This is a genomic window from Flavobacterium sp. HJJ, from assembly GCF_015351475.1.
GTDB classification, from domain to species: Bacteria; Bacteroidota; Bacteroidia; order Flavobacteriales; family Flavobacteriaceae; genus Flavobacterium; species Flavobacterium marginilacus.
On sequence record NZ_JADKPR010000017.1, the window covers coordinates 103,782 to 117,025 of the forward strand.

11 protein-coding genes are annotated in these 13,244 nt (G+C 33.9%); 3 read left to right on the forward strand and 8 right to left on the reverse strand.

The window, feature by feature from the left end; translation table 11 throughout:
* Positions 1–42: 42 nt before the first annotated feature.
* Together IRZ80_RS14195 and IRZ80_RS14200 are read right to left on the reverse strand one after the other, a co-directional pair.
* Positions 43–1,320, reverse strand: coding sequence for an MFS transporter (locus tag IRZ80_RS14195; protein WP_194642230.1), 1,278 nt, complete (start codon positions 1,318–1,320; stop codon positions 43–45).
* On the reverse strand, positions 1,320–1,844 hold the full coding sequence (locus IRZ80_RS14200) for a GNAT family N-acetyltransferase (RefSeq protein WP_194642231.1): 525 nt from the start codon (positions 1,842–1,844) through the stop codon (positions 1,320–1,322). Before IRZ80_RS14200 ends, IRZ80_RS14195 begins: the two co-directional genes overlap by 1 nt.
* Before the next feature lie 276 nt (positions 1,845–2,120).
* On the opposite strand from IRZ80_RS14200, the gene yaaA reads away from it, so the two are divergent.
* Complete coding sequence (gene yaaA / locus IRZ80_RS14205; RefSeq protein ID WP_194642232.1) at positions 2,121–2,879, forward strand: peroxide stress protein YaaA; 759 nt, start codon at positions 2,121–2,123, stop codon at positions 2,877–2,879.
* 65 nt (positions 2,880–2,944) lie between these two features.
* On the opposite strand, the gene IRZ80_RS14210 is transcribed toward yaaA, so the two are convergent.
* From IRZ80_RS14210 to IRZ80_RS14235, 6 genes are all read right to left on the reverse strand, one after another.
* A complete protein-coding gene (locus IRZ80_RS14210; RefSeq protein WP_194642233.1) occupies positions 2,945–3,220 on the reverse strand; it encodes a hypothetical protein in 276 nt (91 codons plus the stop codon).
* A 125-nt stretch (positions 3,221–3,345) separates the two neighbouring features.
* On the reverse strand, positions 3,346–4,689 hold the full coding sequence (locus IRZ80_RS14215) for a tetratricopeptide repeat protein (protein ID WP_194642234.1): 1,344 nt from the start codon (positions 4,687–4,689) through the stop codon (positions 3,346–3,348).
* A 489-nt stretch (positions 4,690–5,178) separates the two neighbouring features.
* Entirely contained in the window at positions 5,179–6,768 is a 1,590-nt protein-coding gene (locus IRZ80_RS14220; RefSeq protein WP_194642235.1) for an MDR family MFS transporter, read from the reverse strand.
* Positions 6,769–6,921: 153 nt separating this feature from the next.
* On the reverse strand, positions 6,922–8,001 hold the full coding sequence (locus IRZ80_RS14225) for an HlyD family secretion protein (RefSeq protein WP_194642236.1): 1,080 nt from the start codon (positions 7,999–8,001) through the stop codon (positions 6,922–6,924).
* Between the two features lie 14 nt (positions 8,002–8,015).
* Complete coding sequence (locus IRZ80_RS14230) at positions 8,016–9,341, reverse strand: TolC family protein (protein ID WP_194642237.1); 1,326 nt, start codon at positions 9,339–9,341, stop codon at positions 8,016–8,018.
* Positions 9,331–9,957: a TetR/AcrR family transcriptional regulator gene (locus tag IRZ80_RS14235; protein WP_194642238.1), complete on the reverse strand. Its 627-nt coding sequence runs from the start codon at positions 9,955–9,957 to the stop codon at positions 9,331–9,333. The genes IRZ80_RS14230 and IRZ80_RS14235 overlap by 11 nt, the downstream gene beginning before the upstream one ends.
* 258 nt (positions 9,958–10,215) lie before the next feature.
* Between IRZ80_RS14235 and IRZ80_RS14240 the strand changes: the two genes are divergently transcribed.
* Positions 10,216–10,782, forward strand: a complete 567-nt coding sequence (locus IRZ80_RS14240; protein WP_194642239.1) for a DUF4494 domain-containing protein — start codon at positions 10,216–10,218, stop codon at positions 10,780–10,782.
* 323 nt (positions 10,783–11,105) lie between these two features.
* Positions 11,106–13,121, forward strand: a complete 2,016-nt coding sequence (locus IRZ80_RS14245) for a PAS domain-containing protein (protein ID WP_194642240.1) — start codon at positions 11,106–11,108, stop codon at positions 13,119–13,121.
* Positions 13,122–13,244: the final 123 nt, after the last annotated feature.

Consider the following 13,244-nt stretch of genomic DNA (forward strand, 5'->3'; position numbering starts at 1 on the left):
AACAAATATTCAGGAATTTGTTTTAGTTTAAATTAAATTGGTTCAAATAAAAGTTTCGTTATTGTTCTCGATATAGTCCAAGTCAACATGGAAAGTTTCCTTTAATTTCCATAATGCCAACAATGAAGCGATTGATAATAAGGAGCCAACAATCATTCCTGCTTTGAGAATATCACCTTCAAAAATACGGTCTCTGAAAAAACTATAGATTAAAATAATCAGCGGAAGAGAGCCTCGAACAAAATTGGGAACAGTAGTTGTCACTGTTGCTCGAATATTTGTTCCAAATTGTTCTGCAGCGATGGTTACAAACAAAACCCAATATCCGACAGAAATTCCCATGACAAAGCAAAGAAGATAAAAGGCAGAAGGAGAAATTCCGTAAGCGTTCAAATAAACAAAAACCATTATTAGATTCGAAATCAGAAATAGGCACATAATTTTTTTTCGGCTTTTGAACCATTGGCTGAATAAACCGCTGGCAATGTCACCAAAAACCAATCCGGCATAGCAGAAAGCAATGGCTTTTCCTGCGGCTATGGTTTCGGCCTGCTGTACTCCGAGAGCTTTAGCAAATTCGGGTGAAAAAGTAATCAAAACACCTACCAAAAACCAAAGCGGTACACCAATAAGTATGCATTGCAGGTATTTTGAAAATCTTTTTGTATTGGTAAACAAAGACAAGAAATCTCCTTTCTTTTCATCACTTTGCTGTACCTGTTTGAACATTCCCGACTCGGTAATGCTGATTCTTAAAAACAACAGCAGGATGCCAAGGCCTCCTCCGGCATAATAGCACAGCCTCCAATCCTGAAAAAACTGGTAAACCAAATAAGCTGCAACAGCTCCCGAAACACCTACCGAAGCCACAATCATGGTTCCGTAACCGCGTTTTTCTTTAGGCAGGGACTCGGCCACCAGAGTAATTCCGGCACCCAGTTCTCCTGCGAGTCCAATACCAGCAATCAGCCGCCAAAAAGCATAGCCATCAACTGTCGTTACCAGTCCATTGGCAATATTTGCCGCCGAATACAGTAATATAGAACCAAACAAAACAGATATCCGCCCCTTTTTGTCTCCTAAAATTCCCCATAAAATTCCTCCGAAAAGCATACCAAACATCTGCATACTGATGAGGTATTCTCCCTGATCACGGACTGCATCGCCAGTTATTCCTAAATCTTTCAGACTGTCCGTACGGACGATTCCAAAAAGCAGTAAATCATAAATGTCAACAAAATAACCAAGCGCTGCTACAATCACCGCGGCGTTAAGTATGGATTTCGAATTTTTAGTAATAGATGAGGTAGAGTTGGTCATTAGGAGTTGGTCTTTATTGGCAGTTTCATTAATAAATCGGTTTGCTGGTCATTACCCAATGTAAAAATATGTTTGTCGAAAGTGACAAAACCATTTTTGGTATAAAACTGTAAAGCTCTGTGGTTTTCTTCCCAAACGCCAAGCCAAGCATAATCAACATTAGATTCCTGCGCCACTTTTATAGCTTTGTCGAGTAACAGCTGTCCTATTTTTTTTCCGTGAAAAGCTTTCAAAACATAAATACGCTGAATTTCGATTGTCTCGTCTTCAATCGTTTCAGTTTGTGCATTTCCTGAATTTAATTTAAGATATCCAACAGGATCATTATCCCAATAAGCAATGTAAAATGGCGAATTGGGATTGTTTATTTCTAAAGTCAATTGAGCCGTGTTGAAATTATCCTTTAGGTATTTCTCCATGTTTTCGGGAGTGTTTATTTCCGAAAATGTTTCGGTAAAAGATTCAATACTTATTTTTTGTATTGTTATTAGGTCTTCTAAATTGGCTTTTTTAATTTCAATCATTGGAACAGGTTTGTTTTTTATAAAATCAAAAATACATAAAATCGGATGACAATTTGTGATTTTAATCCAGCCCAAAAAATAACCATTTAACCGCAAAGGTCACAAAGGATTACGCAAAGTTCGCAAAGCTTTGTGTGCCTTGCGCCTTCTTTGTGAACTTTGCGGTTAAATTTCATTTTAAAAATCTATGACAATATTAAACAATTCAATTCATAGTTTCCGAAATCTAAATTTCAATTTGTATTTTTGGAATCGTTTTAAAAGAACACATAAAAAATGAAAATCATACTTTCCCCAGCCAAATCGCTAAACTTCGAACAGGAATTACCAACTACGCAGCATACATCATCATCTTTTCTAAAAGAATCCAGACAGGTTCATAAAGTTTTGAAACAGCAATCCCCGAAAAACTTATCGGAATTGATGTCGATTTCAGATAAACTGGCTGATTTGAACTGGAAACGCAATCAGGACTGGAAAACTCCTTTTACACCTGAGAATGCACGCCCGGCAGTTTATGCCTTTGACGGCGATGTGTATACAGGATTGGATGCTTACACAATTCCCTCTGAAAAACTGGATTTGCTTCAAGACCGATTGCGAATATTATCGGGTTTGTATGGGTATTTAAAACCTTTGGATTTGATTCAGCCGTACCGATTGGAGATGGGAACAAAATTACCTATTGGCGAAAGCAAAAATTTATACGAGTTTTGGAAAAAGACCATTACCGATTCCCTGAACAAAGAACTTAAAAAAGGGGAGTTGTTTATCAATTTGGCGAGTAATGAATATTTCTCAGCTGTTGATGTGAAAGCATTGAAAGTGCCCGTTATCACTCCCGAATTCAAGGATTACAAAGACGGAAAACTGAAAATAATCAGTTTTTTTGCTAAGAAGGCGAGGGGATTGATGGTTCGTTATATTTTGGATACCAATGCCGAAACTATTGACGATTTAAAAGGATTCAATTACGAAGGCTACCAGTTTGACGCTAATTTATCCAAAGAGAATAATTTGGTTTTTACACGTTAGATTACAGGTTTCAGAAGGCAGAATTTAGAAAGAACTTCATATTATCTACTAATTCTACATTGTTTTTAATCGTTTTTAGTAAATTTTCGTTCTCCTGTGATGTCGTAAGTTTTCAAATGTTCTCCTTTATGATTATAGATAGAACATTCAAATTCAGGTTTACTTTTTATTAAGTTAAAGACAAAACTTTCAGCATCGTAAAAATTGTCAAATAGTTGATAAACTTCTTTGTCGTTCTGACCTTTTGAGAATATTGTTAAGTCTTTTTTAAAAACGTGGCCTGTAGCATATTCAGCAATAAGAATAGAACATTTATTTTCTTCTAAGATTGGTGCTTTCATTCGTTTCTTGTCTTTCTGTTGAAGTATTACTGTTAATTCTTGCTTTGCTAAATCTCTCGACTTCGAAAAGCGTTTTCACCTATTAAGAATGATTTCTCTTAAGAAACTCTCCGTAGTGAGGTACATTATTTTTCTGTCTCCAATGTGTTCATGTATGATTTTAGTCTGTAACTATATTTACTTGGGTCTGTTCCAAGTGTTTTAAATTCCCGCTTAATGAGTTCAATTAATAGTTCCCTAACTGGTTTGCCCTCCATTTTTGTACACTTTGCTTTTACCCACCAAAGATAGGGTGAACTAGGATACTTTTTTAAAGCCTCATTCAGCTCTGTATCATCTGATTTTATTATGTCAGTCCTAATGGTAAAATAGCTTACAGCAAATCTTTCATCATCAAATTCAGTCCACCCTAATTTGTCAATTTCAGGCTTTACTTGCCCTTCAGCAGTCGCTTGTAAATATGCATAAATGTTTAAAATATCTTTATCTTTTGTCTTTTTGGCTAAATCAAGTAACTCATTACCTCTTTTTGAATAAAATTCATTTTCGGATAATAGACCGTTTACAAAACAAATTCTTAAAAGGTCAGAGGTGAGTTCTCCAAACTCGGGAAGTGGTTTATTGTTAAGTATTATATTGCTGTCGGTAAGCAGTTTCTTAATATCTTCATTTTTCCCGCTTTCCTCAAGTTTTTTTATTTGTAAATAGGCTTTTATAATTTTAAGATCGTTATTTTCTTTATCTAATTTTGTTTCGGCTAATTTTGTGTCTTCGTTTAGAAAGTATTCCTGTGAACCTTTGTTCCACCAATCAAATTCCCAATTTTTGTCTAAAAACAGTAATGGATAAAAACTTGAAAATTTGCCTTTTTCAATTTCCGTTTTTAAGTCATTTCTTGTTTTAACTTGGTTTGTTTTACCATAAATGGTATAAATAGCTTTGTCAATTGCAGTATGGTTTTGAGGATGATTTGCTTTTTGCCAATTTGTAATTGATAAGTCTATTTTGTCAATGTTTAAGTAACAATCAGCTAACCAGACAAAAGTTCTTATGTCTTTAGGTTCTTTTAAGGAATAAGTTTCGTAAAGTTTTGACGCCTCCAAATATTTTCCGCTTCTATGAAGTTCAATGGCGTATTCAAGAATGAAATTTTGATCAAGCGGATTTTTTAAATAGACCTGTTCATGAAGTAAAAGAGATTTGTCTGGGTCAATTTGATAAAGTATTCTTCCAGTTAAATATTTTTTATACTCATTGTCTGCGCTTTTAATCAAATTTTCAGTGCAGACATTGAGATCATTTTCTACTATACAAGTACTGAATTTTGATATTTCATCATGAAAATCGTTTTTAGTTTTTTCAATTTGCTCTCTATTTGAGACCAAAGTCTGTCCGAAACAGATACTTGTAAATGATAAAAAAGCTGTAAAAATAATTATAGGTTTCTTCGTTATGTTGTTAGTTGTCAATTGTTTGCTGGTGTAATTTGTTTGTATATCTGATAAAATTAAATCAATCCACCCAAATTAGGTTAGCTTGATCAGTTAAATGGTTTTAATTACTATTTTCAAATATAAAGAAATAATAACTGTAAACTTATAAGGAAGAATTTGTTTGTTGTGATAAGTTTTATTTTTTTAAGAAATAGGAGTTCAAAGAAAATTATGAGTAGTTTGTCAATGACAAACTTTACAGATATTTGTTGCAGAAATATTTAATCTTTTAGGAATAAAGGGAGTGCAATGGTTGGGATAATTGTAAAAAAGCAAAAATGTTTCCCTCTAACCCCTATAGCATTAAAAATCCTTGTGTGCCGGGGTTTGGCATACAAGATTGCAACGGATAGCGGGAAGAATGTTGATAAAACACCAACTGTTCTGCTCCTAAAAAAAAGAAAACTCCAAATTTCACTAAATTAATCAGTGAGATTCGGAGTTTTTTAAATCTGAAATCTAGAATTAATGCATAGCCTCTGAAGGATCTATTTTATTTTTTCCTTTTTTGACCAAAAGGATAATTGGGATACAGAATAAAAACATGATTCCCAGATAAAGGAAAATATCCATGTATGATAAAACAGTGCTTTGTTTCATTACTGAAAATTCGAGCACTTTATAGGCTTTGTCCAAGGCTTCGTTGCTGGAAAATCCTTTGGACATAAAATTTCTTTGTAAACCAAGGATACGCTGCTGCACCTGATAGTTAGCGGGGTCCAAATGCGTAAGTAAATTTACTCGGTGTTCCTGACTCCAGCGGGTGATAAATGTGGTGATGATGGCAATACCAAATGAGCCTCCCAATTGACGCATCATTCCTGTAAAAGCGGCTCCTTCTCCAATATGTTTTCCTTTCAGGGTCGATAATGAAAGAGTGGTTATTGGTACAAATAATAATCCCAGTCCGATTCCTCTCAAAATCAATGGCCAGTATAAATGTTCTACTCCAGTGTCGGGAGTCATATTACAGTACATCATGAAACAAAAGAAGAAAAAGATTAAAAATCCTACTGCTACCATATAAGTCTGCGGTACTCCTTTTTGAATTAAATTACCAATAATCGGCATCATAAATGCTGTGGTTATAGAACCCGGAATTAACAATAATCCCGCATCGGTAGCTGTCCAGCCTAAGATTGACTGCGTATAAATTGGTATAATCAGCGTTGAACCATATAACCCAAAACCAAGAATAAAACACATTACGGTTCCTATTCTCAGGTTTCCGTCTTTTAAAACACTTAAGTTTACAATTGGATGCTTATAAGTGAGCTCTCTCCATATGAAAAGTATTAACCCCATAATGGTTACTACACTTAAGGTTGTAATTAAAGAGTCATTAAACCAATCGTCCTGTTGTCCGTGTTCTAAAACAAATTGTAAAGAGCCGATGAAAGCGGCTAATAATACAATTCCCCACCAATCGACCTGATTTGCTTTTAGTTTTTCGCCGTATTTTGGACTTCTTACGAAAGAAATTGCCAAAACGGTTGCGATAATTCCCAACGGAATATTGATGTAAAAAATGTAAGGCCAAGAATAATGGTCAACCAAATAACCTCCCAATGGCGGACCGAGTGTTGGTCCGACAATTACGCCCATTCCGTAAATAGCCTGAGCCATTCCGCGTTTTGCAATTGGGTAACTCTCGGTGATGATTGTTTGTGCCGTTACCAATAAGGCTCCTCCTCCCATACCTTGTACGAATCGAAAGGCTACTAATTCCCAAATGTTTGTTGCATTTCCACAGAGGAAAGAACACACTGTAAAAAGTATAATCGAAGCTACAAAGTAATTACGTCTTCCGAATTGCTGCGACAACCAGCTGGTCATTGGGATTACAATAACATTTGCAATAGCATATGCGGTAATTACCCAAGCCACATCTGTAAGGGTTGCACCAAGACTTCCCCGCATGTCGGTAAGCGCTACGTTTACGATAGTCGTATCAACGATTTCCAACAGTGCACAAAGTACCGCCGTAATCGTGATAATGACGCGTCTAAATCCGTATTCTACTAAATCGTCGTCTGCTGCTTGTACTTTTGTCATTTATATGAATTATAAAATTGGATATTTTGACTTTTTTTAGATTGTTAGACTTTTAGAGTATTGGATTATTAGACTTTTCAGTTAGAAAGTATGGAATTATCCAACAATCTAAGTCATCTAAAAGTCTAATAATCCATGCAGTCTAAAAAAGTCTTATTTCAAATGAACATCAACATCAGCATTCATGCCCGGACGTAATAATTTTACTTTTTCAGGATCATTTGATGCATCTAAGTTGATTTTTACCGGTAATCTTTGAATTGTTTTTACAAAGTTTCCTGTAGCATTATCAGGCGGTAACAAAGAGAAACGAGAACCTGTAGCAGGAGAAAATGAAGTTAAAGTAGCTTGGAAATCATAATCAGGATACGCATCTACTTTTATCGTTACTTTCTGCCCAACAACCATTTTGTTTAGCTGTGTTTCTTTAAAATTAGCTACAACCCAAGCTTCATTGTTATTGATAATATAAAATAAAGACTGTCCGGCTTGTACCAATTGTCCTGGCTGGATATCAATTTTTGAAACCTGACCGTCAATTGCAGCAGTTACTACAGTGTAAGTTAAATTTAACTGAGCTGCTTCCAATAATGCTTTTGCTTTTTTAATATTAGCGGCAGCTACAAGTGTCTGTTTGTCAGAAACTCTTGATTTTGCTTCAATAGCCGATTTTTGATAAGAACTTGCTTTTTGCTGCTGTTCCAAAATACGTACTTGGCTTTCTGCTTCTTGCTTTGCAGCTAGAGCCTGTTCGTATTGCTGTTTAGTGATCGAATGCGTTTTGTATAAATTTTCATAACGTACATAATCACTGTTTGCTCTTCCTAATCTAATTTTTGCAGTCTCAATATTTCCTCCTGCAGATTGTATATTGGCATTCGAAACAGCAACATTTGCTAATGCGCTTCCAATTTCTTCCTTGGCAGATTCAAAACTGCTTTCAGAACCGATATAGGCAGCATTGGCTTCTTCAATTTTCAATTGGTAATCTCTTTTGTCAATGGTAAATAAGGTATCTCCCTTTTTTACATAATCATTGTCTTTTACATACACTTTGCTGATATAACCAGAAACCCTTGGAATTATTGGGTTCATGTTTTTCTCTATCTGAGCATCATCCGTTTCTTCATGTGATTGAGAATGAATGTATTTTACTATTCCATAAGTTCCTCCTCCTAGGATTAAAACCAATAGGATTATAATGAATTTGGTGTTTGTTTTTTTCTTTTCCATGATATTGGTGGTCGTTATATTTTTGAAAGATTGAAGGTTTGTGATAGCTGTCCTGTTGTTGATAGTAATTCGTAATATCTTTGAATAACATCTACTTTGGAAATAGTTTCGCTGATTTTTGATCTAAGCTGTTCTACATCGGCATCCAGTAAATCATTGGTATCTGCAAGTCCATTTTCGTTTTTATCTTTTACAATACGATAATTTTCGGCAGACTGTTCAACAGCTTGGGTTAAAACAATACTTTGCTTTACAGCCAGATCATAATTGGTAATTGCCTGCTGTACCTGCACGCGAATATTATCTTTTAATAACTCTTCAGAATTTTGAACTTCAAGATTTTTGCTTTTTGCAATTTTTACCTCAGTACCGTTTTTTAGAATACCACTAAGATCATATGAAACACCAACACCTAAAAACATGGCATTTTGGACCGTCAAGATGTGCTGTATGTTTAGAGCAGCATATCCGCCGGTCAAAGCAACAGTTGGATAATAGTTGGACTGAGCCATTTTTAAGTTGTTTTGAGAGGCTTTCTCCTGGAATTTTAATGCTTCCAAATCTTTACGGTTTTCAAGTGCCGGTTTCTCGTCAGTAGGAATTTCATCCTTTGGGAAATTAATCAGATCACTTTCATTAACTACTAATTTTGTTCCTGCTGGTAATTTCAATATAGTAACAAGGTAGTAATTGAATATCGTTTCGTTATTGATTGCTTCATCAAGAGAAAGCTGAAGTTTAGAAACCTGAAGCTGTGCTTTTAATAAATCATTACGAGGTATAATTCCATTTTTTTCCAAAGCAATAAAATCAGTAACGCGCTGCTGTGCACTTTTTTGATTTTCTTTTATTAATTCAATGGTTCTTTGCGATTTGTACAAATTGGCATAATAGTTTATTACCCTCATTGCCACATCTTCTTTTGTTTTAGAAGCCATTGCATTTTCTGCCTGGAATAAATTGTCCTGAAGCTTAATTTCATTTTGAATTTTAAATCCAGAAAATATTGGAACTTTTAAGCTCGCTTGACCTATAGCTATATGACCTGGGGCAGGCATTCCTGCACCTGAGTCTCCCAGACTAATATTGGAACTTATTGTTGGTTCATTCAAACCAAGAAATTGTCCAGAAATTGTTAAATCAGGATACTGATTATTTTTTGCCGATTGTAATTCGTGTTTTTTGGTGTCTACTTTGGTGTTCGCCAATGAAACTTCATTACTTTTTGTCCAAGCCAATTGTATTGCTTCTTCCAGCTTTAAATTGGTCTTCTCTTGGGCAGATAAGGATGAAATTCCAACGAAGAAACCTCCAAAAAGTATTAAATAGCTAATTTTCATGTGTTAAGAAGGCTTTAATAGTTTGTTGAATGTGCATTGTTAAAGTTGTTTTTATATAGGTATTGTATTTTTCTTCGGTGTCTAATTGAAAAAGTTCCTGATAAAAAGGCCTATTCAGATGAAAATGAAAATAGGTGCCAAGTATCGTTGTAGTAAGGAGCGGTGTAACAATATCTTTTCTGAAAACTCCTTCCTTTTGGCCATCTTCAATAATGGTTTCTAATACTTTTAAATTACCCCGCTTTAAATCGGTAAAAGCCTGTAGATTTATTACCCGCTGGCTTGTTGAAAATTCAAAGTGCATAATTTTATATATGCATCTGTTGGTATTGATTTTATCGATATAAAGTGCTACCAGTTTGTTGATTTTTTGAAGCGGGTCTAAATCTTCCAGCATTAAATTATCCAATTGCAGTTTAATGCCTGAAGCGCGGTGCAGAATAATGGATTCTAATAATTGTTCTTTTGACCCAAAATAATAAGAAACCATAGCAATGTTAATTTTGGCTTCCTTGGCAATATCTCTTATCGAAGTACCATCAAATCCTTTTTCAGCAAAAAGATTTTCCGCTACCAGAAGAATCTGAATTTGTTTTTCGTTAAAGTCCGTTTTCACTGTTCCATTTTAAATTCTGTACAAAATTAAACACTTGTTTAAATTAAACACTTGTTTAATTTTGCTTTAACTTTATTTTAACATTTTTGAATTAAAAATTTAATTGTATTTAAAATTACATAAATTAGTTTTAAATTGTATGGATTGATGTTTAATTTATTGATTATCAATGAATAAATAAATTGTGAATATCTATTTTTGCGAATTGAGCGTTTTTTTTTGTTTAAAATCTATCTTTGGCATCCTTAAAAAAAATATATGAGCACAATTTGGTATGAATGCAAAGTTAAGTACAGAAAAACAGATGAAACTGGAGGACAAAAGGTTACAACAGAACCTTATTTGGTAGATGCTTTATCTTATACAGAAGCAGAGAGCAGAATCACCGAAGAGATGTCCGCTTATATTAGTGAAGAATTTAAAATCACCAATATAAAAATGGCCAATTATGCGGAGATTCATCCTTTTGAAAATACGGACCGCTGGTTTAAAACCAGAGTTTCATTAATGGCTTATGATGAAGAAAGCGGTAAAGAAAGAAAATCAAATATGTATTTACTGATACAGGCCAATGATGTAAAAGAAGCTTTTGATAATACGGTTCATGTGATGAAGACGACTATGGGCGAATATTCCATTCCTGCTATTTCTGAGTCTCCAATTATGGATGTATTTCCATATTTTTCGGGAGAAGATGGTGAATTGGAGGAATTGGAAAAATTTAATGCCCGCAAAAACTCTAAACCCGAAATAATAAAAGAAACTGATTTTGAAGATCCTATGGAATTTGAAACGGTTTTGGAGGAAGGTGAGCAGGAAGCTTAAAAAAACAGCAGCTGTATACATAAAAAAGGATTTTTTCGGTGCTGGTTATGCATTGAAAAAATCCTTTTATTTTTTTGATCTAAATTTCATTATTTATCACCAAAATGGGTAATCATAGATTTTTTTATAGCTGAAATTAATTACTGAATTATTTTATTTCTTTCAAATATTGGCTAAAATTAGACTTCTGTTAATGAGTTAAGTATTGTTAAATTTTGATTTTTTTACCGCTTTAACCATTTTGATATTTTTTCTTTTGTCAGACTATCCTATATTTATAAAAAAAATGCGAGAGTGATGTTGTATTAACTTAAGGAAGGATAATGGGAAAGTCAAAAAAAGAGTTTAGCTATGAAGAGCTTCTTAAAAAAGTTGAGGAGCAGGAACTGCTGATAAAAGCGTTGCATGATGAGAAGGAGGATAAAATCAATTTTGAGTATTTTATAAAAAATTCTCCTGATTTAGCCTGTATTGTAGGTGCTAATGCTTATTTTAAAATGGTTAATGACTCTTTTGTTAATGTGCTTGGATATTCAAAAGAAGAGTTATTATCTAAACCATTTTTTGAATTTATTCATCCTGATGATCTGGAAAAGACTTCATCAGTATTCACTTTGTTACCCAAAAATTCTCCAGTAGTTGATTTTGAAAACAGATATATTAAAAAAAATGGTGAAATCGTTATTCTGCAGTGGAAATCCAATTTAAATTATTCCAATAACTTAGTATATTCGATTGCCAGGGACATTACTGATATTAGAAAAACACAGGAAAAACTGTTATCCAGTGAAAAATCATTAAACGAAGCTCAAAAAATTGCAAAAATCGGAAGCTGGGATTTTAGTTTAATAACTCAGGAATTGAATTGGTCCAACGAATTGTATAAAATTTTTGAATTTGAAAAAATTCCAAATGATACTGAGCTTTACGGGAAATACTTGTCCTGTTTTTTGCCAAAAGATGCAGAAATATTAAGGATGAATATTAATAAAACTATTGCAGGCAGTGAACCGTATGAAATGGAGCACAAGATTATCCTGCCAAATCAAAAAATAAAATGGGTATACTGTACAGGAGTTTCGGTAACTGACAGTAATGGCAATGTAGTTGCTCTGAAAGGTGTTGTTCAGGATATTACTCAAAAAAAAGAAATAGCCGATACCATTAAAGCAAAAGAAAAAGCAGAAGCCTCTAATAAAGCAAAGTCTGATTTTCTTGCAAACATGAGCCATGAAATACGCACACCTCTTAATGGTATTATAGGTTTTACCGATTTACTGCTTAAAACAAAATTTGATAAAGACCAGTTAGAATATCTTTCCACAGTAAATGAATCAGCAAATACATTGATGGAAATCATCAATAATATTCTTGATTTTTCTAAAATTGAATCTGGTAAGCTGGAATTGATTTCTGAAGAAATTGATATCTACGAATTATCAAATCAAATAATAAATTTATTCAAATATGAGGCCAATCATAAAAAAATTGATTTGGTGCTCCATATTGATGATGCTGTTCCGCAGTTTATAAAAGGAGATTCTTTCCGGCTGAAACAAATATTAGTGAATTTACTGAGTAATGCAATGAAATTTACTTTTTTGGGGCATATAAAGCTTAAGATTGAACAAGCTGATGCAGATGAAATTGTCTCCAATATTAAATTTTCGGTAATCGATACAGGAATTGGTATAAAGACTCAAAATCAAAAGAAAATTTTTCAGTCATTTATTCAGGCAGATAATACCACTACAAGAAAATACGGGGGAACCGGTTTGGGTCTGGCTATTTCAAGCCAGCTTTTGAAATTAAAAAAGAGTAAACTAAAACTGACTAGCTCATTTGGAGTGGGCAGTGAATTCTTTTTTATTATTCCTTTTGAAAAAATTAATGAAAAAGAAAACAGTCCTTTGGTTCCAATTAATTTTAAAGAAAAAAAATCTTCAGAGATTTCTAATTCTCTCGATAATTATAAAATATTAATTGCCGAGGACAATAAAATAAATATGCTTTTGGCCAAAACATTAGTCAAAAAGATTATTGGCAGCTGTACTATAATTGAAGCAGTAAACGGATATGATGCAGTAGTCCTTTCTGAAATTGAACTGCCGGACCTTATTTTAATGGACATTCAGATGCCGATTCAAAATGGTTATGACGCTGCGACGGCCATTCGGAAATCGAAAACAGTTATGCATATTCCGGTTATAGCTTTGACCGCGGGAGTTTTAAACGGTGAGAAAGAGAAATGCATCAGCCACGGAATGTCAGATTACATTACGAAGCCGATAGTTCATGCCGATTTAGAAAAGGTGCTGCATAAATGGCTGAAAAAGTAAGGACAGACAGCTTCTTTTTTATTGGTCTCAAATAGAGTTTAAAACTATGCACTTTCAGGGCATCTCGCTTTAGCTTCTAAAAAAGTTTTTGCCACAGATTCACAGATTTTAAAATCATTTTTT